15 protein-coding genes are annotated in these 20,899 nt (G+C 68.7%); 4 read left to right on the top strand and 11 right to left on the bottom strand.

The features are described 5' to 3' along the window. The first annotated feature begins 148 nt into the window (after nt 1-148). A complete protein-coding gene (locus JNUCC0626_RS43590) occupies nt 149-1,402 on the top strand; it encodes a CHRD domain-containing protein (protein WP_394616472.1) in 1,254 nt (417 codons plus the stop codon). 58 nt (nt 1,403-1,460) lie between these two features. Here JNUCC0626_RS43590 and JNUCC0626_RS43585 read toward each other — a convergent pair whose 3' ends face one another. The 3 genes from JNUCC0626_RS43585 to JNUCC0626_RS43575 all read right to left on the bottom strand — a co-directional run bounded on the left by JNUCC0626_RS43585 (nt 1,461) and on the right by JNUCC0626_RS43575 (nt 3,754). Beyond that, the gene (locus tag JNUCC0626_RS43585) at nt 1,461-2,789 is read right to left on the bottom strand and encodes a SulP family inorganic anion transporter (RefSeq protein ID WP_394622234.1); all 1,329 of its coding nucleotides are present in this window, start codon (nt 2,787-2,789) and stop codon (nt 1,461-1,463) included. Nucleotides 2,790-2,802: 13 nt separating this feature from the next. Further along, nucleotides 2,803-3,375, bottom strand: a complete 573-nt coding sequence (locus tag JNUCC0626_RS43580; protein ID WP_394616471.1) for a carbonic anhydrase — start codon at nt 3,373-3,375, stop codon at nt 2,803-2,805. Nucleotides 3,376-3,436: 61 nt separating this feature from the next. Beyond that, the gene (locus tag JNUCC0626_RS43575; RefSeq protein WP_394616470.1) at nt 3,437-3,754 is read right to left on the bottom strand and encodes a hypothetical protein; all 318 of its coding nucleotides are present in this window, start codon (nt 3,752-3,754) and stop codon (nt 3,437-3,439) included. A gap of 250 nt (nt 3,755-4,004) precedes the next feature. Between JNUCC0626_RS43575 and JNUCC0626_RS43570 the strand changes: the two genes are divergently transcribed. Further along, on the top strand, nt 4,005-6,074 hold the full coding sequence (locus JNUCC0626_RS43570) for a TIR domain-containing protein (protein ID WP_394616469.1): 2,070 nt from the start codon (nt 4,005-4,007) through the stop codon (nt 6,072-6,074). On the opposite strand, the gene JNUCC0626_RS43565 is transcribed toward JNUCC0626_RS43570, so the two are convergent. The 4 genes from JNUCC0626_RS43565 to dctA form a co-directional block, all read right to left on the bottom strand. Next, nucleotides 6,064-6,465 (bottom strand): hypothetical protein, encoded by a 402-nt coding sequence (locus JNUCC0626_RS43565; protein ID WP_394616468.1) that lies wholly within the window; start codon nt 6,463-6,465, stop codon nt 6,064-6,066. The genes JNUCC0626_RS43570 and JNUCC0626_RS43565 overlap by 11 nt on opposite strands. Before the next feature lie 88 nt (nt 6,466-6,553). Further along, the gene (locus tag JNUCC0626_RS43560) at nt 6,554-8,059 is read right to left on the bottom strand and encodes a glutamate synthase subunit beta (protein ID WP_394616467.1); all 1,506 of its coding nucleotides are present in this window, start codon (nt 8,057-8,059) and stop codon (nt 6,554-6,556) included. Further along, nucleotides 8,052-12,575, bottom strand: a complete 4,524-nt coding sequence (gltB, locus tag JNUCC0626_RS43555; RefSeq protein WP_394616466.1) for a glutamate synthase large subunit — start codon at nt 12,573-12,575, stop codon at nt 8,052-8,054. Before gltB ends, JNUCC0626_RS43560 begins: the two co-directional genes overlap by 8 nt. Before the next feature lie 513 nt (nt 12,576-13,088). Continuing rightward, complete coding sequence (gene dctA, locus JNUCC0626_RS43550) at nt 13,089-14,447, bottom strand: C4-dicarboxylate transporter DctA (RefSeq protein WP_394616465.1); 1,359 nt, start codon at nt 14,445-14,447, stop codon at nt 13,089-13,091. Between the two features lie 110 nt (nt 14,448-14,557). On the opposite strand from dctA, the gene JNUCC0626_RS43545 reads away from it, so the two are divergent. Beyond that, nucleotides 14,558-15,457 carry a TAXI family TRAP transporter solute-binding subunit gene (locus tag JNUCC0626_RS43545; RefSeq protein WP_394616464.1) on the top strand — a complete coding sequence of 300 codons (900 nt, stop codon included), beginning with the start codon at nt 14,558-14,560 and terminating at the stop codon, nt 15,455-15,457. On the opposite strand, the gene JNUCC0626_RS43540 is transcribed toward JNUCC0626_RS43545, so the two are convergent. Genes JNUCC0626_RS43540 through lgt form a run of 3 tightly spaced genes read right to left on the bottom strand, consistent with a single transcriptional unit; the run spans nt 15,426 to nt 18,509 of the window. Beyond that, a complete protein-coding gene (locus JNUCC0626_RS43540) occupies nt 15,426-16,799 on the bottom strand; it encodes a sensor histidine kinase (RefSeq protein WP_394616463.1) in 1,374 nt (457 codons plus the stop codon). The genes JNUCC0626_RS43545 and JNUCC0626_RS43540 overlap by 32 nt on opposite strands. A 48-nt stretch (nt 16,800-16,847) precedes the next feature. Continuing rightward, nucleotides 16,848-17,510: a response regulator transcription factor gene (locus JNUCC0626_RS43535; RefSeq protein ID WP_394616462.1), complete on the bottom strand. Its 663-nt coding sequence runs from the start codon at nt 17,508-17,510 to the stop codon at nt 16,848-16,850. A gap of 3 nt (nt 17,511-17,513) precedes the next feature. After that, a complete protein-coding gene (gene lgt, locus JNUCC0626_RS43530; RefSeq protein WP_394622233.1) occupies nt 17,514-18,509 on the bottom strand; it encodes a prolipoprotein diacylglyceryl transferase in 996 nt (331 codons plus the stop codon). A 369-nt stretch (nt 18,510-18,878) separates the two neighbouring features. Here lgt and JNUCC0626_RS43525 point away from each other — a divergent pair, with 369 nt between their 5' ends. Further along, nucleotides 18,879-20,027: an FAD-dependent monooxygenase gene (locus JNUCC0626_RS43525; RefSeq protein WP_394616461.1), complete on the top strand. Its 1,149-nt coding sequence runs from the start codon at nt 18,879-18,881 to the stop codon at nt 20,025-20,027. Here JNUCC0626_RS43525 and JNUCC0626_RS43520 read toward each other — a convergent pair. Then, complete coding sequence (locus tag JNUCC0626_RS43520; protein WP_394616460.1) at nt 20,024-20,584, bottom strand: Uma2 family endonuclease; 561 nt, start codon at nt 20,582-20,584, stop codon at nt 20,024-20,026. The two genes, JNUCC0626_RS43525 and JNUCC0626_RS43520, sit on opposite strands and share 4 nt — an antisense overlap. Nucleotides 20,585-20,899: the final 315 nt, after the last annotated feature.

The raw sequence follows: 20,899 nt of genomic DNA, 5'->3' as shown, positions 1-20,899 counted from the left end.
GTGTCCTGTTCCGACGATGACACGTAGTGAGACGCCGTTGGGTTCAGCTGAAATATTCTTGAACCGAATCCGATCGTGGTCCGTGTTGGTCATGTCGGGTCCGCCAGACCCCCCGACTCCCACTCGTGGAGCCTTGGAGCCCAATCCCATGTCTGTCACCAAAACTGTCGCTGCCGCATGCCTTCTTTCGGCCGGACTCGGCCTCGGTGTCGCCACCCCGGCGTCCGCCGCCCAGGGCGAGGTCACGGTCAAGATCACCAACACGGTCGGCTACGAGGCGTCGTTCTGCGCCGCCGACCAGCTGGAAGGTCGTTGCCTCGACAGCACGAAGAAGGGCGAGTCGCGCACGTTCACCGTGAAGCCCGGCGCCGGCAAGGTCGAGGTCCGCGTGGTCGTGAAGAACGGCGGCTCGGCGTTCGAGAACTTCACGGCCGACGGCAACACCCTCACCATCGACGCGGGTGGTTCGGCCCAGCAGCCGACCGCCACGAAGTCGGGTGGCGCGGGCCAGGAACACGGCGGTCAGGACCACGGCGCGCACGGCACTCCCCCGCCCGCGACCGGCGAGACCCCGGTGCAGAACCAGCCCCCGGTCAAGCCCGCGACCGGCAAGCCCCTGTTCTTCTCCGCCGACCTCGACGGCCGCCAGGAGGTCCCGACGGCCGGTGGTCCCGCCGTCGGTGACAACGACGCCTCGGCGAAGGCCCTGGTCGAGGTCCGCGGCGACCGCGTGACATTCGCCGTGCAGTGGCAGAAGACCTCCCAGCTCACCCTGGGCCACATCCACCAGGGCGCGGCCGGTCAGAACGGCGCGGTCAAGGTCAACCTGTTCACCACGCCGATGCCGGAGACGCTGAACGCGGCCGCCGGGCAGACCGTGGTCGACGCGAAGCTCGCCGACGACATCCGCAGGAACCCGGCCGGGTTCTACGTGAACCTGCACAGCACCGAGAAGCCCGGTGGCGCGGTCCGCGGCCAGCTCAAGCCGCTGAACAGGCAGATCAACCCGCTCGACATCATCAAGGGCGGCAAGCTGCGCGCGTTCTCCAACGGCCGCAACGAGGTTCCCGTGGCGAACGGCCCGAAGGTCGGCGACCCGGACGGCCAGGCCATCACGTTCGTGCAGCCCACCACGACCGGTGTCGACTTCTCGCTGGCGTGGGTGAACATCGACGCGCCGACCCTCGGCCACGTCCACCAGGGCGCCAAGGGCGTGAACGGTGACGTCAAGATCACGTTCTTCGGCACGGCCGTCCCGAACGGCATCTTCGCGGTCTCGGGTTCCACCAAGGCCGACAAGGCCACGCTGGACGCGCTGCGCAAGTCCCCCAAGGACTTCTACTCGAACATCCACACGGGACCGTTCCCCGGTGGCGCCGTCCGCGGCCAGTTCACGAACTAATGACCAACTGAATGAGAAGGCGCCGCGACCGCGACCCCCACGGTCGCGGCGCTTTCTGCTATCTGCCGACCAGGTCGACGGTCTTGCCGGCCCGCCGCGACTGGTCCACCCACTGGTCGATCGCCTGCCCGCAGGCCTGGTCGAGGTGCCTGACCCCGCTCAGGTCCATCCGGACGTGCTCCCGATCCACCCGGTCGAGCTCGTCCAGCAGCACGGGCAGCCGCAGGAACGTCGCGTTGCCGCGCAACGCCACCCCCTCCGGCGTCACGGTGACCTGAAGCCGGGACACGTCCCAGGCGGTCTTGATCACCGCTGCCAGCAAGCCGGCCACGGTGCCGGTCAGCAGGTCGGTGCCCACGATGAGACCCGCGGTCAGGACGAAGACGAAACCCTCGGCCTTGTCCGTGCGCCACAACGAGAGCACTTCACGCAGGCCGAGCAGTTTCCAGCCCGCGTGCACCAGCACCGCCGCCAGCACGGCCACCGGGATCAGCGTCAGCAACCCCGGCAGCAGCACCACGAACAGCAGCAGCCACACGCCGTGCAGCACCCGTGACGCCTTCGTCCGGGCACCGGCGTTGACGTTGGCCGCGCTGCGCACGATCACGGCCGTCATGGGCAACGCGCCCAGCAGACCGCAGATCGTGTTGCCGAGGCCCTGCGCGACCAGTTCCTTGTTGTACTGCGTGCGCGGCCCGGTGTGCATGCGGTCGACCGCGGCCGCGCTGAACATCGACTCGGCCGAGGCGACGAGGGCGAACACCACCGCCGTGCCGATGACTCCCGTGCTGAGCAACGAGAAGTCCGGCAGGTGCACGTCCGTGGAGAGCGTTCCCACGTTGATGCGGTCCACCGGTGACGCGAACACCGCCGCGATCGCGGTGCAGACCACCACGCCCACGAGGATGCCCGGCACCACCTTCATCGGGGTGCGCTGCCACAGCAGCATGATCAGCACGGTGAGCAGGCCCAGCGCCAACGCGACGGGCGAGACCACCAGGTGCTTGAGCTGACCGACGATCAGCACGAGGCCGATGCCCGCCAGCATGCCCTGCACGACGGACGGCGAGATCGCGCGGAACCACCGCCCGCACCTCAATAAGCCCAGCGCGACCTGCAACAGCCCCGCGCCGAGGACGATCACGCCCAGCGCCGCGATCCCGTGCCGGCTGACGGCATCCGCCACCAGCACCGTCAAACCGGCGGCCGGTCCGCTCACCTGCATCGAACTGCCCGGCAGCAGGCCGACGACGAGGCCGCCGACCACTCCGGTCACGATGCCGAGTTCGGCCGGCACCCCGGACGCCACCGCCACACCGACGCACAGCGGCAACGCCACGAGGAACACGACGACCGACGCGCCGAGGTCGGTCCAGTACTTCTTCATCACGTCGAGACCCCTACAGCGGAAGGAAGGCGTGCTCGGCACACGCGGAGACCTCGCCGGTCTCGATGTCGTAGAACCAGCCGTGGACGCGCAACGACCCGGCGGCGACCTTCTCCGCCACGAACGGGTACGCCAGCAGGACCTCCAACTGGGCGCGGACGTGGTCCTGGCCCTCGGGGCGCATCGCGGGACCGGACGCCTGCCGGGGCTGGCCCGGCCGCAGCCAGCCGCGCATCGCGGGCAGGTGGTCGATGCCGCCGCCGTTCAACGCGCCCACCGCACCGCAGTGCGAGTGGCCGCAGACGACGATCTCGCTCACGCCGAGCTGGAGCACGGCGAACTCGATCGTGGCCATCTCGCTGGAAGGCGAGGTGAGCGAATAGGGCGGGATGACGTTGCCCGCGGTGCGCATCTCGAACAACGAACCGGGTTCGGCACCGGTGATGGCGGCCGTCACGATCCGCGAATCCGCGCACGTGATGAACATCGTCGTGGGTTGCTGACCTGCGGCGAGCTTGCGGCCGAGCGCACTCGAACGCGAAGCGGCGTGTGCGCGGGCATGCTGAACAAAGCGATGGAAGTCCATGGGAATCCCTCACTGCGATAGGTAATTAGGTGTTCGGTTGGGCCCGGGGAGAGCGGGCCTATCAGTTGCGGAACACCTGCAACGCAGGAGGTGTGCGCCACACCACTATTGGTTCGGCGTTGGACTCGAGTATGAGAACACCGGGAACAGCGCGCGGCGTGAACACGGTGATGAACGTCGGGGCAGCCACTTTGGACGAACGGTCGACGGAAGTCACCAGCAGACGCAGGCGGCTCGTCTCGCGCTCCTCGCGGGGCGCTTCCTCCTTGGGAGCGGACGTCTTCGACTTCGGTGGCGGGGCACCGATCGACGCGGTCGACACGGCCGGGGTGAGCACGGCGCAGAGCGCGACGATGACAGCGAGAAGAACGCTGCGCATGCCGACACCCCCCGACTGAGTTGATCTACGACTATCAGTTTCGCCCGAAGTGGACAACCCGCGCGATATACGAGACCGACTTCGCCCGGATCACACGGAAGTTTCACCCGAAAGTGTTTCTGTTTTCACGGAAAGGTACGTACACGCAGAGTGGCATCACCACGTTGTAGATGTGCCAATTAGTGGACAACCGGCCGCCGATCCCTGCCGACTCTGCACAATCGGTGACCGAATGCCAAAGGAGGCGGTCGTGGCGAGGGTTTTCATCAGCCACGCAACACAGAATGTGGCGATCGCGACACAGATCCGCGACTGGCTCGACCCCGACCACGAGACGTTTCTCGAAGTTCACCCCGACGACGGAATCCAGGTCGGCGAGGCCTGGCGCGAACGCCTGCACCACGAACTGCGCCGGGCGGACGCCGTGGTCTGCGTCGTCAGCGAGGCGTCGGTCAGGTCGAGCTGGTGCACCGCCGAGGTCGCCATCGCGGACGCGCTGGGCTGCCTGCTGCTGCCGGTGCAGCTCGGCGGCGTCATCCACCCGTTGATCAACCACCTCAACCACATCCCGCACACCACCGCGCGCGGCCACCTCGGCAAGGCGCTGCGGCAGTTCGACGCGGGCGGCCGCAAGCTCGCCAGGGACCAGGAGCCGTTCCCCGGCCTGGACGCGTTCAGCACGGCCTTGAGCGCCGTCTTCTTCGGCCGCGACACCGAGACCCGCGCGCTGGCCCGCAAGGTCCGCCGCGCGCCGGGCCTGCTCGCCGTCGTCGGGCCGTCCGGCTGCGGCAAGTCGTCGCTCGTGCGGGCCGGGCTGCTGGCCCAGCTCGCGGACGACCCGCGCTGGCTCGTGATGCCGCCGTGGCTGCCGGGCAACGACCCGCTCGACGCGCTGGCCCGCTCGGTGCGCAAGACAGCGAGCCGGGTCGGCCTGCGCTGGAGTGCGCAGGAGACCAAGGACCGGCTCGTGCTCGACGGGCTGCGCGGCGTGGCCCACGAGCTGGTGGACGACGACCGCCGGTTGCTGATCACCATCGACCAGGCGGAGGAGCTCTTCACCCGTGCCGCCGAGAAGGACCGCCAGCAGGTCGCGTCCCTGCTCCGGGAGGCGATCGCGGACAACGTGCGGGTGATCGCCACGCTGCGGTCGGAGTTCCTGGACGAGCTGCGGACGTTGCCGGAACTGGGCGGGGTGCCCCTCGGCAGCTACGTGCTGGCGCCGCTCGCCCGCGAGGTGCTGCACGTCGTGATCACCGGGCCCGCCCGCGTGGCCGGGCTCAAGGTGCACCCGGAACTCGTGGCGATGCTGGTCGAGGACACGGCGAGCGGCGAGGCGCTGCCGTTGCTGGCGTTCACGTTGCAGCACCTGGCGATGGGCGTGCCTCGCGGTGGCACGTTGTCGAGCGAACGGTACGAACACCTCGGGGGCGTGCACGGAGCGCTCGCCCGGCACGCCGACGAGGTGCTCGACTTCGCCGTCGCGGAAACCCGTGCGAACAAGGAGGAACTCCTCTCCCGGCTGGCGTCCCTCGCCACCCTCGACCACACCGGCAGGCCGACCCGCAAACGCGTCAGCCTCGCCCAGCTGGACTCCTGGGCCCAGGACGCGCTGGAGGTGTTCGTCCGGCACCGCCTGCTCACCGCGAGCGGCGACCAGCGGGGCCGGTGGATCGGCGTGGCGCACGAGGCGTTGTTCACCGAGTGGCGCCCGCTGCGCACCGCGATCGACGAACGGCAGATCGGTCTGCGCGCCGCCCAGTCAGTCGAACTGGACGCCTCGCAGTGGCTCGAAGGTGACCGCGCGGATCACCTGCTGCTCAACGAGGACACGTTCGCCGCCGTCGCACCGCTGGTGGCCGACGACGACCTCTCCCCCGGCGCCCGCCGGTTCCTCGACGTGAGCCGCCGCCGGATCGAGGTGCTGCGCCGGCAACGCCGCCGCGACCGCAGGCAGACGATCAGCTGGCTCGCGGTCTTCCTCGCGACGGCGATCGGCGCGGCAGGACTCGCGGCGGCCCAGTGGAGCGTGGCCAGCGACGGACGCGACAGGGCCGTCGCCCGCTCCCTCACCGCCGAGGCGCGGTTTCTCCGCGAGTCGTGGCCACAGCTCGCGTTGCGCCTCAGCCTGACCGCGCATTCGTTGGCGCCCAACGACGACACGCGCGCTGACCTGAACATGATCCTCGCCGCGGAGGGGATCACGTCCGGCGACCTGCTGCACGCCTCGTGCGCACTCGCGAAGGGCGGGCTCACCGCGCTCGAATGGCAGCGACACCTGCCGGAACTGTCCTATCGGGACACCTGCGCGTTCAGCGGGTGATGCCGAACCTGTCCTCGACCATCGCCCAGAACGCGGGCACGGCCTGCTCCACCGGATGTTCCTGCCAGTCGTGGCTGGCCTGCCTGCGGCGCTTGCGGCCGTCGAAAGTCAGCACGCAGCACCCGTCCCGCACCGGCAGCAACGACGAAGGCGAGGCGACCCGGATCGTCTCGTAGTACCAGGTCCCCGCCTCCAGCGACACGACGCAGAGGTCGAACATCGACGTGGTCACGCCCAGCCGGTCGGCCGCGTGACTGGTGCGCACGCTCTCCACGATGTCGCGCATGTGCTGGAACCGCGTGAAGTCCGAGTTCCGCGCCAGCTCGTCGAACCACGCCGCGACGTCGTCCCAGCCGCGGTTCTCGAACTCTCCCCGGATCGACCACGCCACTCGGCAGAGGCTAGACAAAGGCGAACGCCCCGCGCGACTCCATTGTCGCGCGGGGCGTCATGCTGCTCTCCGCTGTCGGACGCCGTTGTCAGACCACAGCGAGCGGAAGCTGGTTCGGGATGACCGGCGAAGGCAGGTTCGAGGAACCCGTGAGGAACTTGTCCACGGCGTTGGCCACGGACCGCCCCTCGGCGATCGCCCACACCACCAGGGAAGCGCCGCGGTGGGCGTCCCCGCAGACGAACACGCCGGGCGCGCTCGTCTGCCAGTCGGAGCCGCACGAGATCGTGCCGCGCTGCGTCAGCGAGATGCCGAGGTCGTCCAGCAGCCGCATGTGCTCGACGCCCTCGAAACCGATGGCCAGCAGCACCATGTCCGCGGGCAGTACCTCGACCTCGTCGGACAGCGGCACGACCGAACGACGGCCGGACGAGTCCTTCTCGACCCGCACCTGCTGCAGTTCGATGAACCGCACGTGGCCCTCGTCGTCGCCCACGAAGCGCTTGACCGCCACGGTGAAGCGGCGTTCGCCGGCCTCCTCGTGCGCGGGGTACGTGCGCAGGATGTGCGGCCACACCGGCCACGGCGAGCGGTCGTCGTCGCGGACCGACGGCGGCATCGGGTACTGGTCGAGCTGCGTCACGGACAGCGCGCCCTCGCGGGTCGCGGTGCCGTAGCAGTCGGCACCCGTGTCGCCACCACCGATGACGATGACGTGCTTGCCCTCGGCCGAGAACGACGACGGCCCGTCGCCCTCGACGGCGCGGTTCGCGGGGACCAGGTGGTCCATCGCGAGGTGCACGCCCTGGAGTTCACGGCCGGGCGTCGTCTTGTCGTCACGGCCCCGCAGCGCGCCCACGGCGAGCACGACCGAGTCGAACTCGGCCCGCAGCTGCTCGACCGTGACGTCGACGCCGACCTCGCAGCCGGTGACGAACTTCGTGCCCTCCTTGCGCAGCTGCGAAAGCCTGCGGTCGAGGACCTTCTTCTCCATCTTGAACTCGGGGATGCCGTACCGCAGCAGCCCACCAAGACGGTCATCGCGTTCGTAGACAACGACTTCGTGGCCGGCGCGGGTCAGCTGCTGCGCGGCGGCGAGTCCGGCGGGGCCGGAGCCGACGATCGCGACGCGCTTGCCCGACGACACGGTCGCGTGGGACGGCCGCACGTAGCCGTTCTCCCACGACATGTCCGCGATCGTCTCTTCGACGCGCTTGATCGCCACGGCGCCGCCCGCGTCGTTCGAGATCGCCAGCACGCAGGCCGCCTCGCACGGCGCCGGGCACAACCTGCCGGTGAACTCCGGGAAGTTGTTGGTGGCGTGCAGGCGGTCCGAGGCCAGTTCCCAGTCGCCGCGGCGCACCAGGTCGTTCCACTCGGGGATCAGGTTCCCGAGTGGACAGCCCGCCGTTCCGCTGTGGCAGAAGGGAATGCCGCAGTCCATGCACCGCGTCGCCTGCGTGCGCACGGCGGCGTTGCGCTCGGCCGGTTCCTCGTGGAGGTAGACCTCGTTCCAGTCCTGCAACCTCTCCGGCTTCGGACGCTTCGGCGCGTCGGAGCGGGAGAACTTCATGAATCCCTGTGGATCAGCCACGAGACGCCTCCATGACAGCCGCGTCAACATCCCGGCCCTCGGCGCGAGCGAGGCGCATGGCCTCGAGAACGCGCTGGTAGTCGCCGGGCATGACCTTCGTGAACGCACCGGCCCGACGGGTCCAGTCGCCGAGCAGCGACGCGGCGACGGCGGAACCCGTTGCCACGTGGTGCTTGGTGACCGCGTCCTTGAGCCAACGCAGGTCCTCGGCGCTGAGGCGCTGCAGATTCACCATCTCCTGGTTCACCGACAGGGGATCCAGGTCCAGCACGTACGCGATGCCGCCGGACATGCCGGCCGCGACGTTGCGCCCGGTCGGCCCGAGCACCACGGCCCGGCCACCGGTCATGTACTCGAACGCGTGGTCGCCCACGCCCTCCGCCACGAGCAGCGCGCCGGAGTTGCGGACGCAGAAGCGTTCGCCGACCCGTCCGCGCAGGAAGACCTCACCGGCCGTGGCGCCGTAGCCGATCACGTTGCCCGCGATCACCTGCTGCTCGGCGCGGAACGGCGCGTCGTCGTGCGGCCGGACGATGATCCGCCCGCCGGACAGGCCCTTGCCGACGTAGTCGTTCGCGTCGCCGACCATCTCCAGCGTGACACCGCGCGGCAGGAACGCGCCGAGCGACTGCCCGGCCGAGCCGGTCAGCTTCACGTGGATCGTGTCGTCCTCGAGGCCCTCGCCGCCGAAGCGGCGGGTGACCTCGGCGCCGAGCAGCGTGCCGACGGTGCGGTTGACGTTGCGGACCGGCAGTTCCAGGGTGACCTTGTGCGCGTCCTCCAGCGCCGCCTCGGCGAGCTGGATGAGCGTGCGGTCCAGGGCCTTGTCGAGCCCGTGGTCCTGCTCGCGGATGCGGCGCTTCGCGGTCGGGTACGGGGTTTCCGGCACCTCGAAGACGGGGTCCAGGTTCAGGCCCGCGGTCTTCCAGTGCTCGATCGCCTCGTCCTTGTCGAGCAGCTCCGCGTGACCGACGGCCTCGTCGATCGTGCGGAAACCGAGCTCGGCCAGGATCTCCCGGGCCTCCTGCGCGATGAACTCGAAGAAGTTCACGACGTGGTCGGCCTGACCGGTGTAGCGGGCGCGGAGATCGGGGTTCTGCGTGGCGACGCCGACCGGGCACGTGTCCAGGTGGCAGACGCGCATCATCACGCAGCCCGCGACGATCAGCGGCGCGGTGGCGAAGCCGAACTCCTCGGCACCGAGCAGCGCGGCGACCACGACGTCGCGGCCGGTGCGCATCGCGCCGTCGACCTGGACGGTGATGCGGTCGCGCAACCCGTTGAGCAGCAACGTCTGCTGGGTCTCGGCGAGGCCGATCTCCCACGGCGTGCCCGCGTGCTTGAGCGAGTTCATCGGCGAGGCACCGGTGCCGCCGTCGTAGCCGGAGATCAGCACGACGTCCGCGTGAGCCTTGGCCACACCCGCGGCGACCGTGCCGACACCGATGGAGCTGACCAACTTCACATGAACCCGGGCCTGCTCGTTCGCGTTTTTGAGATCGTGGATGAGTTGCGCCAGATCCTCGATCGAGTAGATGTCGTGGTGCGGCGGCGGCGAGATCAGACCGACACCCGGCGTGGAGTGCCGGGTGCGCGCGACCCACGGGTAGACCTTGAAGCCGGGCAGCTGACCACCCTCGCCGGGCTTGGCACCCTGCGCCATCTTGATCTGGATGTCCGTGGAGTTCACGAGGTACTCGCTCGTGACGCCGAACCGTCCACTCGCGACCTGCTTGACCGCCGAACGCCGTTCCGGGTCGTACAGGCGCTCGCGGTCCTCGCCGCCCTCACCGGAGTTCGACCGGCCGCCGAGACGGTTCATCGCGATGGCGAGGGTCTCGTGCGCCTCGGCCGAGATCGAGCCGTACGACATGGCGCCGGTGTTGAAGCGCTTGACGATCGCGCTCACCGGCTCGACCTCGTCGATCGGGATCGGCGTGCGGCCCTCGTTGCGGAACTTGAAGAGCCCGCGCAACGTGCCGCCCTGCCGCGAGATGCGCTCGACCTCCGCCGTGTACTGGCGGAAGACGTCCTCCTTGCGCGTCTTCGTGGCGTGCTGGAGCAGGAACACCGTCTCAGGCGTGAACAGGTGCAGCTCGCCCTCGCGACGGTACGAGTACTCGCCACCGACCTCGAGCCTGCGGTGCTCACGCGCCGTCGGGTTGTCCGGGTGCGCACGGCGGTGGCGCAGCGCCACCTCCTCGGCGAGCACGTCGAGGCCGGCGCCACCGAGCTTCGACTGCGTGCCGGTGAAGTACTCGTCGAGCAGGTCGTTCGACAGGCCGACGGCCTCGAAGATCTGCGCCGCGGTGTAGGCGCCGACCGTCGAGATGCCCATCTTCGACATGATCTTCAGAACGCCCTTGACGAGCGCCTTGACGTAGTTGCGGATCGCCTTGTGCGCCGGGACGCCGGTGATGGCGCCCTGGCTGATCAGGTCCTCGATCGTCTCGAACGCTAGGTACGGGTTGACCGCGGCGGCGCCGTAGCTCAGCAGCGCGGCGACGTGATGCACCTCGCGGCAGTCACCGGACTCGACGACGAGCGCGACGCGCAGGCGTTCCTTGGTGCGCACCAGGTGGTGGTGCACCGAGGAGACCAGCAGCAGCGACGGGATCGGCGCCATCCGGTGGTCCGAGTCGCGGTCGCTGAGCACCAGCGTCCGAGCACCGTTCGCGATGGCCTCCGACGCCTCGCGACGCACGCGCTCGATCGCGGCGGTCAGCGCCTCGCCGCCACCGTCCACTTCATACAGTCCGGACAGGACGGTGCAGGCGAAGCCCGGCAGGTCGCCGTCGTCGTTGATGTGGATGAGCTTCGCGAGCTCGTCGTTGTCGATGACCGGGTAGTCGAGCGTGACGTGGCGGCACGAGACGGGGCCGGGGTCGAGCAGGTTCTGCTCGGGGCCCATCACGCGCTTGACCGACGTGACGATCTCCTCGCGGATCGCGTCCAGCGGCGGGTTCGTGACCTGCGCGAAGTTCTGCACGAAGTAGTCGTAGAGCAACCGGGAGCGCTGGCTGAGCGCCGCGACCGGGGTGTCGGTGCCCATCGACGCCAACGGCTCCATGCCCATGATCGACATGGGCGTGAGCAGGATCCGCAGCTCCTCCTCGGTGTAGCCGAAGGTGAGCTGGCGGCGCACGACGGACTCGTGGCTCTGCACGACGTGCTCGCGGTCCTGCAGGTCCGCGAGGTCGAGCAGGCCGGCGTGCAGCCACTCGTCGTAGGGCTGCTCCGACGCGAGGTTCGACTTGAACTCCTCGTCGTCGATGATCCGGCCCTGCGTGGTGTCCACGAGGAACATGCGGCCGGGCTGGAGCCGTCCCTTCGCGACGACCTGGTCGGACGGGACGTCGAGCACACCCGTCTCGGATGCGAGAACGACGCGGCCGTCGGCGGTCTGCCACCAGCGGGCGGGACGCAGGCCGTTGCGGTCGAGGACCGCGCCGACGAGCTCGCCGTCGGTGAACGTGACGCAGGCCGGGCCGTCCCACGGCTCCATCAGCGACGCGTGGAACTGGTAGAACGCACGGCGCTTCGGGTCCATCGTGGCGTGGTTCTCCCACGCCTCGGGGATCATCATCAGCACCGCGTGCGGCAGGCTGCGGCCACCGAGGTGCAGCAGCTCCAGCACCTCGTCGAACGACGCGGAGTCCGAGCCGTCCGGGTTGCAGATCGGGAACAGCCGCGCGAGGTCGCCCGGGATGAGTTCGCTGTCCAGCAACGCCTCGCGGGCGCGCATGCGGTTGCGGTTGCCGCGGACGGTGTTGATCTCACCGTTGTGCGCGACGAACCGGAACGGGTGCGCGAGCGGCCACGAGGGGAACGTGTTCGTGGAGAAACGGCTGTGCACCAACGCGATCGCCGTGTAGAGGCGTTCGTCGTGCAGGTCCGGGAAGAACGCCGGCAGCTGCGCGGTCGTCAACATTCCCTTGTAGACGATCGTTCGTGCCGAAAGGGAAGGGAAGTAGACGCTGCCCTCGTGCTCGACCCGCTTGCGCAGGGCGAAGGCGAGGCGGTCCAACGCGATCCCGGCCTCGTCGCGGGTGCCCTTCACGAAGAGCTGCGCGAAGTGCGGCGCCACCGACATCGCGGTCGGGCCGACGTCGGCCTTCTCCGGATCCGTCGGAACGTCGCGCCAGCCGAGGACCTCGAGGCTCTCCTGCTCGGCGATGCGTTCGATCTCCTGCATCGCGGCGGCGCGTTCTTCGGTCTCAAACGGCAGGAAAGCGATTCCCGCCGCGTACTGCCCGCGCTCGGGCAGGTCGAAATCGACGACAGCACGCAGGAACTCGTCCGGCAGCTGAAGAAGAATGCCAGCACCGTCGCCGGACGTGGGCTCGGCGCCCGCGGCTCCTCGGTGCTCCAGGTTCGCCAGCGCCGTCAGGGCATCGACCACGATGCCGTGCGAACGCCTGCCCTGGATGTCGGCCACCATGGCGACACCGCAGGCGTCGCGCTCCTCAGACGGGTCGTACAGACCCTGGGGGCCGGGGATGGCGGAGAAGATCACTGCGCAGACCTCCTTCGTCGTCCTCGCGTAAAGAACTAAAGTCCTCGTGCTCAGACCTCGAACCAACAGGTGGGAGCACGGGACGACGATGGCCCGCGTGTTGACGCGACTTTAACAGCCGCGAAACCCAGGGACACCCGCCAATGGGTGATCTAGGTCATGGATGTGTAACGATTCCCGGCTGGGGAACGACATTGCGGCCAACGTCGCGGTTCGTTACAGCCGAGTAAGCGTAACCGACCGTTCAACTCCGGCCAGTCGAGTGAGAGTTGCGCGACACTCCCGGTTTATCACTGGATGGGCTGGGTAGCCAAGCGTTTTGGCTGATCAGCCGCTTGCCGTCCCAGTTAGCGGACGCTCACGCGCGTTCACTCGTGAACGTTGCCCACCAAACAAAAGACCGAGGTCCCGTTCACCCCGCGCCGCATGCGGGGAGAGCGGGACCTCGGCATACATGGAGGTCGCTGGTCACGTGGCTGGAGGCGGGAAGAGGCGCCTCCAGCCACGGACGTCCTAGTGAGCCGCGACCGGCTCCTTCTTGTCGTCGTTCTCGCCGGTCTGCTTCGCGAGCAGGTCGTCGACGTCGACGCTGTCCGGGTTGTTGAGGACGTGCGTCAGGCGCTCCTTGTCGAGGCCCTTCTGCCAGGCGGCGACCACGAGCGAGCCGACACCGTTGCCGATCACGTTGGTGATGGCGCGGGCCTCCGACATGAAGCGGTCGATGCCGACGATCAGCGCGATGCCGACCGCGGGGATGGCCGAGTGGGCCTCGAAGGCCTGCAGCGAGGCGGCGAGGGTGACGAGGCCGGCACCGGTGACGCCCGCCGCGCCCTTCGACGCGATCAGCATGAAGAGCAGCAGACCGATCTGGACACCGATCGACACGTCGTGACCCGTGGCCTGGGCGATGAAGATCGCGCCCATGGTCAGGTAGATGCAGGTGCCGTCGAGGTTGAACGAGTAGCCGGTCGGGATGGTGAGGCCGACGACCGACTTCTGGGCGCCCGCCGCCTCCAGCTTGACCATCATGCGCGGCAGCACCGACTCGGAGGACGACGTGCCGAGGACGATCAGGATCTCGTCCTTGATGTAGCGCAGGAACTTGAAGAGGCTGAAGCCCGCGAACTTCGCGACGAGGCCGAGGACCACGATCACGAACAGGAGGCAGGTGGCGTAGAAGGAACCCATCAGCCACAGCAGCTTGCCGAGGACGCTGCCGCCGAACTTGCCGACGGTGTAGGCGATACCGCCGAAGGCGCCGATCGGGGCGACGTACATGACGATCTTGATGATGCCGAACATGACCTTCGACAGCGTCTCCATGGCGGAGACGACCTTGGCGCCGCGCTCACCCATGCCGGCGACCGCGACGGCCACGAGGATGGCGACCACGAGCACCTGGATCAGCTGACCGTCGGTGAAGGCGCTGACGAACGACTTCGGCACCAGGCTCAGGATGAAGCCGGTGACACCGGTCTCCGCGGTCGAGGCGGACTTCAGCGTCGCGTCGGCCTGGCTCGCGTTCAGCGTGATGTCACCGCCGTGGTGACCCGGCTGCACGATGTTCACGACGATGAGGCCGATGGCGAGCGCCACCGTGGTCATCGCGGTGAAGTAGAGGATCGTGCGGAGTGCGAGGCCACCCGCCTTGGCGAGGTTTCCGAGACCCGCGATGCCGACGATGATCGTCGCGAAGATGGTCGGCGCGATGACGACCTTCACGAGGTTCACGAACAGGTCGGCGAGCCACTTCATCTCGGACGCCTGTTTGGGGAACAGGAAGCCGACGAGTGCGCCCAGCACGATGGAGACGAGCACCCAGAAGTAGAGGTGCTTGTAGATCGGTTTGCGCCCTGTGGTCGTGGTGGCCACTGTTCCTCCTTGAACTACGTGTTGCGAAGAGAGTGAGCCGCGCCACCAGGACCGACAAGCCGACGTGAGGAAACTTCAGACAGCCCTGACGTAACAGCTAGGCTTCGTTGGTGTCGTTCAGCCGTCGCACGCTTCTGCTAGGGGCCGGACTGGCTCTCGCGGGATGCACCCCGCGCAGGGTCGAGGCGCCCGCTGAACTGGTGCTCGCCACCGGGCCGGAGGGCGCGGTGTTTCGCGAGGTGGGAGGGGCGCTGGCCGCGGCGTTGGCCGAGCAGTTGCCCGGCACCAAGGTCACCGCGATCCCCACGGCTGCATCGGTTGAGAACCTTCAGTTGTTGCGATCAGGTGAAGCGCAACTGGCGTTGTCCTCTTTGGACCCCATCGACGACCCGCAGAGCGTTCGCGCGGTCGGCCGGCTGTACGACAGCTTCATGCAGATCGCCGTGCCGGCTGCCTCTTCGATACACACTTTCAGCGACCTTGCGGGCAAACGGATCTCCTTGGGGCCCACCGGGTCCGGCACGGAGTTCACCGCCGAGCGGATGCTGGAGTTCTTCGGGCTGTCCGCAATGGACGAACGGATGGCGCACGCGGAGGCGTCGCGGCGGGTCGCTTCCGGGGCGTTGGACGCGATGCTGGCGCTGACCGGTATCCCGACGCCCGCGATAACCGATCTCCGGGGCAACGTGCGGCTGATCAACATCCCGGAGGAAGCGGTCCGGCTCGCCGAGAAGTACAAGGGGCCGTACATCCCGGCGACGATCCCCAGCACCACCTATGAGGACGTGCCGGCGAACCAGACGTTCGCGGTGCCGAACCTGCTGCTGGCGCGCGAGTCGTTGAGCGCGGACGTCGTCGAGGTCGTGACGCGGACGGTGTTCACCGAGACCGCGCGGATCGTCGAGGGGCACCCCGAGGCGTCGCGGATCAACGTCCGCACCGGCATCGCGACCGGGCTCGTGCCGCTGCACGACGGCGCTATGCGCTGGTTCCGTTCCGTGAAGCGCTGAGGGCGACCTTCACGTCCAGGCCCGGGTCGGCGTCGTGCAGGGTGAGGGTGCCGCCGGCCGACTCGATGAGTTCGGCGCAGATCGCGAGGCCCATGCCGGTGCCCGCGATGTTCTGGTGCTTGGTGGCACGCCAGAACCGCTGCAGCGCGAGTTCGCGTTCCTCGTGGGTGAGGCCGTCGCCGTTGTCGACGACGTGCAGCTCGCCCTGCTTGCCGGTCAGCCTGACCTCGGTCGCGTTCGCGAGCCTGATGGCGTTGCTGACCAGTTCGTCGAGGACGCTGCCGAGGCCGCCGGGCGGTTCCTGCATGGTGAGGCCCTGCGGGACGTCGATGGTGAGGGTGACGCCGGTCTTGCTCGCGAGCGCCTGCCACGCCGGGCGGTGCGTCGTGAGGAGCTGGTCGATCTCGACGGGCTCGGTCTGGCGGGCACTGTCGAGCCTGGTCGCGGCGAGCAGCGTGTCCAGCACGCGACCCATCTCCTCGGCCTCCTCGACCGCGATCTGGTGGGCTTCTCTCGCTTCGTCGGTCGCGACGTGCGGTTCCAGGTTGTCGACGGCGAGCCGCAGACTGGCGAGCGGGTTGCGCAGCTGGTGCGAGGCGTCGGCGACGAAGGCCTTCTGCCTGTTCAGAGCCTTGCCGACGACGTCCACCATGGTGTTGAAGCTGCGGGCGAGCCTTCTGAGCTCCTGCGGGCCGCCGACCTCGTCCGCGCGCACGTCGAGGTTGCCCTGGGCAACCGCCGCCGTGGCCTCGTCGAGCCTGCCGACCGGCCGGAGCACCCAGCGCGACATGGGCCACGCGGCCGCGACCACGGCCAGCATCGGCGCGAGGCCGGCCAGCGCCATGAGTCCCCACTGCCTGAGCACTTCCGCTCGCAGGCCGCGGGTCTGGGAGATGGTGACGACGGCGGCGACGACCTCGCTGTCCCGTCCGACCGGCTCGACCACGACCATCGGGCCCGTGCGCCACGGCCAGCCCGTGTACTCGGGTTCCGGCCGCACGCCGCCGTTCAGCGCGGTGTTGAGGGACTTGACGACGTCCGGGTCGTTGCTCGGGTCGAAGCCCTGCCGGGACGCGAGCAGGATCCGCTTGTCCGCGCTGACGAGCGCGACGGGGATGTTGTAGAGATTGTCGTAGCGCTGGATCTCCTGGCTGAGCGCCTCCAGCCGGTCCGACTGCAACGCGCTCTCGCCGAGGCTCGCGAACCGGCTCGCGTCACCGAGGCGGTCGAGGTACGTCGTCTGGGTCTCGCGCTGCACGACCGCGGACGCCAAAGGGATGCCGAGCGCCGCGACCAGGGCGACGAGCAGCGGAACGGTGATGACGAGCAGACGGCGGAGCATCAGCCGTGATTGTTCCGCAACTGCCTGTGGATGTCTCTCGGACACTCGTCACGTGGCGAGGCGGTACCCCACACCCCGGACCGTCTCGATCTTCACGCTGTTCCCGAGCTTCCCGCGCAGGGCCGCGATGTGCGTGTCGAGCGTCCGCGACGGCGCCTCCCAGTGCGCCTGCCACACCTGGTCGACGATGAAGTCACGGCTCACCACCTCGCCCTTGCGGCTCGCCAGGAGCGCCAGCAGGTCGAACTCTTTCCTGGTGAGGGAGAGCTGTTCGCCGTCCAACGTGGCCGTACGCGTGGACGTGATGATCTGCAACGCCCCGACCTCGACCGGCGCTTCGCTCTCCGGGCCCGCGCGGTGCGTGCGGGTTCTCCTCAGGACCGCTTCGATCCTGGCGAGGAGTTCCGACGTGCCGAACGGCTTCACCACGTAGTCGTCCGCGCCGGCTCGGAGGCCGAGCACGCGTTCGCGTTCCTCGCCGCGCGCCGTGACCGTGATGACGGCGGTGCCCGGACGGTGCCGCAACTCGCGCAGCACGTCCAGGCCGTCGCCATCAGGCAGACCCAGGTCCAGCAACACCACGTCGGCGGGCGCGGCACGCAGCGCGTCGGCGGCCGTGGCCACCCGATGCACCTCGTAACCCGCGTGCCGCAATGCGGTCAGCAGGCCCCTGGCCACCCGGTCGTCATCCTCGACGACGAGCACGCGCACAAATCACTCCGGTTTGACGGACTCCGGGGAGTTCTTCTTCTCGGCGTCGCCCTCGCTGGGCGCGGTGACGCTCTCGGTTTCCACTGGTTCTGCGGGTTCTTCGGTCTTGGCTTCTTCGGTGGTCTCGGCTTCCGCCGTCCCGCGCATCGCCGCGACGTCCTCACGTTCACCGCGCGACCTGGCGATGATGAAGTACGCCACCGCCCCGAAGAACACGAGCGCCGACACGAACACGTTCACCCGAGTACCCAGGATGAGCGTCGCCTCGTCCGTGCGCATGAGCTCGATCCAGAACCGCCCGGCCGTGTACCCGGCCACGTAGAGCGCGAACACCCGCCCGTGCCCGAGCCGGAACTTCCGGTCGGCCCACACGATCAGCAGCGCCACACCGAGGTTCCAGATGAGCTCGTAGAGGAACGTCGGGTGCACGATCTGGATCGGCGTGTGGTCGATGGCCACACCCGCCAGCGCGTCCTCACGACCCTCCGGCGTCACCCGCCGGTAGATCTCCAGCCCCCACGGCAACGTCGTGTCGCCACCGTAGAGCTCCTGGTTGAAGTAGTTGCCGAGGCGCCCGATCGCCTGCGCCACCACGATGCCGGGCGCCAGCGCGTCCGCCATCGCCGGCAACGGGATCCCCTTGCGCCGGCACCCGATCCAGGCACCCACGGCGCCCAGGGCGATCGCACCCCAGATCCCCAGGCCACCGTTCCAGATCTCCAGTGCGGCCAACGGGTTCTTGCCGGGCCCGAAGTACTTCTGGTTGTCCGTGATGACGTGGTAGAGCCGACCGCCGACCAGCCCGAACGGCACGGCCCAAACGGCGATGTCAGTGACCTCGCCCTTGATGCCGCCGCGTTCGACCCAGCGACGCTCGCCCCACCAGATGGCGACGATGATGCCGGCGATGATGCACAGCGCGTAGGCCCGGAGAGGGAGCGGACCGAGGTACCAAACACCGCGGTCGGGACTCGGGATCGTGGCCAGAAGGGCGTCCAACACGGCGACCACCGTACCGCCCGCGCTGTGAGCACCTCGTTCGGACGCGCGATCGTTACCGAGCCAGAACCCCTTTGATCACGCCCCGACCATCCGAAGATCACCCTCCGTACCCGTAACCCCAGCTGAGCCGGTCCGCAGCAGCCTTGAGACACGCTCCGGCGATCCGCTCACCGGACGACAGAACGGTGCCCGTCCGTCCGCCCGAACCTGCCTGCCAGCCAGCCGCCGCACCCGCTGCCAGGCCCGGCACCCATCGCACCGGCCACCACCGTCTCCCCTCTCAAGCCGAGCGCGCGGCCGTGCGGTTCGTGATCGCTGACCCGAGATACTCGGACGCGGTCTCGGCGGGCGGGCGAAAGGTCGGACATGACAGTCCTGGTGGTCGGCGGCGGTATCGGCGGACTGGCTACGGCCCTCGGGCTCGCCCAGGCCGGGCAGCGGGTGACCGTGCTGGAGGCCGCCTCCGCGTTCGAGGAGATCGGCGCGGGCATCCAGGTCGGGCCCAACGGCTTCCGGATGCTCGACACCCTCGGGGTCGGGCCCGTGGTGCGATCGCGGGCCGTGCACGTCGACGAGTGGCGGCTCAGGTGCGGCGTGTCCGGCAGGCTGATCGCCGGGTTGCCGATCGACGACGGCTTCCGGGCGCGGTTCGGCACCTATGCCGTGGTGCATCGCAACGATGTGCTCGCGCCATTGCTCGACGCCTGCCGGAACGACGCGCGGATCGACCTCCGGGTCGACAGTGCGGTCGAGGCCTACGCGCAGAACGCGGACGGCGTCACAGCCGTGTTGCGGTCCGGCGATCTGGTGCACGGCACCGCGTTGGTCGGGGCCGACGGATTGCGGTCCGCCGTGCGGCGGCAGCTCGTCGGGGACGGCGATCCTCAGGTTTCCGGGCACACCACCTTTCGTGCGGTCATTCCGGCGCGGAACGTGCCGCATTCGTTGAAGGAGAACGTGGTCACGCTCTGGGCGGGACCGCGCTATCACGTGGTCTGGTACGTGATAGCCGGCGGGCGGTACGTGAATCTCGTTGCCACGGCGGACAACGGCGCCACCGACCCCATGAACGGCAAGCCCGTCGAGCACGCTGACGTGATGCGGCACTTCGCGCCGTTATGCGATGACGCTGCTCGGGTCATGGCGCTCGCCGACGAGTGGCGGGCCTGGGTGTTGTGCGACCGCACGCCGATCGCGGACTGGCAGGACTCGCGCGTGGTGCTGCTCGGGGACGCCGCGCATCCCGTGTTGCAGTACGCCGCGCAGGGTGCCTGCCAGGCGTTGGAGGACGCGGTGTGCCTCTCCTCCGTGTTCGACCCTCGTGACGTGCGGGGCTCTTTTGCGCGATACGTAGCGCTCCGGTCGGAGCGGGCCGCGCGCGTCCACCACGCATCACGGTTCATGGGCCGGGAGGTCTACCACCTCACCGGGGAGGCGGCGCTGGCCCGTGACGCGATGTTCGCCTCGTGGACCGTCGCCGACCTGCACGAACGACTGGAGTGGCTCTACGGCTAGAACTTGATGGTCACCGGGAACGGACGCTCGGTCTCCAGCACTCCGGCATCGCTCGTCGCGATCTCGACGTACTGGTCGCCCTGAAGTTCGAGCAGTGTGGCCTCGACGACCGGGCCGCTCGGGTCGACCATCAGGTAGTAGGGGACGCGCGCGTCGGCGTACAGGCTGCGCTTCAGGCCCTCGTCGTTCAGCCTCGTGCTCGGCGAGAACACCTCACCGACCAGGACGACGTCCGACACCGGGAACATGACTCCCGCTTCCCGCGGCTTGACGACGGTGAAGTCCGGGATCACCAATCGGCCGCTGGACAGCAGGACGTTCAGCTCGATCGTCGCTTCCAGGTCCGCCGGACAAGCGCCGAGCAACGCCCCGTACGCGCGCCCCACCATCTGCTGATGGCGGTACGACCCCAGCGGGCTCACGAGAAGCATCCCGTCGACGAGTTCGATGCGCTGGCTGTTGTCCTCGGGCAACGACAGGACGTCGTCGAGCGACCAAGGGCCCACGTGCCTCGGCAACAGGTACTGGTCTGGCGCCGTCTCTGCTGGAGCTGCCACAGGGCATCACCTCCGAAAACCGCCCGGCGAGTACCAGTGTGGCACGCCGGACGGATAGCTGGGTTGTGCATAGGGCCACGATCGCAGCTCGGACCGACAGTGAAGTGGGGTTTTGGCCCCGTCCGATCAGGATTCACTCGATCAGGTGTTCGAATCTATGTCATTCTCTTGGAGGAACTCCAAAGACTCCGAAAGGAGGCAGGGGCTCCCCCACAACCGAATACCCGCCATCCCGACAACCACTCGATGACGGGCACGACGTTCGACCTTCGAAAGCAATTCCGCGCCACCCGACAACCATCACGGTGAGGCCGT

Origin of the sequence: Lentzea sp. JNUCC 0626 (genome assembly GCF_043632865.1) — a bacterium.
In the GTDB taxonomy this organism is placed as follows: domain Bacteria; phylum Actinomycetota; class Actinomycetes; order Mycobacteriales; family Pseudonocardiaceae; genus Lentzea.
This window is presented reverse-complemented; position numbering and strand designations above follow the sequence as displayed.

Excerpts from the sequence above, each read along its gene's own strand:
- JNUCC0626_RS43590 (WP_394616472.1), top strand. The coding sequence starts at position 149 with ATGTCTGTCACCAAAACTGTCGCTGCCGCATGCCTTCTTTCGGCCGGA.
- JNUCC0626_RS43585 (WP_394622234.1), bottom strand. The coding sequence starts at position 2,789 with ATGAAGAAGTACTGGACCGACCTCGGCGCGTCGGTCGTCGTGTTCCTC.
- JNUCC0626_RS43580 (WP_394616471.1), bottom strand. The coding sequence starts at position 3,375 with ATGGACTTCCATCGCTTTGTTCAGCATGCCCGCGCACACGCCGCTTCG.
- JNUCC0626_RS43575 (WP_394616470.1), bottom strand. The coding sequence starts at position 3,754 with ATGCGCAGCGTTCTTCTCGCTGTCATCGTCGCGCTCTGCGCCGTGCTC.
- JNUCC0626_RS43540 (WP_394616463.1), bottom strand. The coding sequence starts at position 16,799 with ATGCTCCGCCGTCTGCTCGTCATCACCGTTCCGCTGCTCGTCGCCCTG.
- JNUCC0626_RS43525 (WP_394616461.1), top strand. The coding sequence starts at position 18,879 with ATGACAGTCCTGGTGGTCGGCGGCGGTATCGGCGGACTGGCTACGGCC.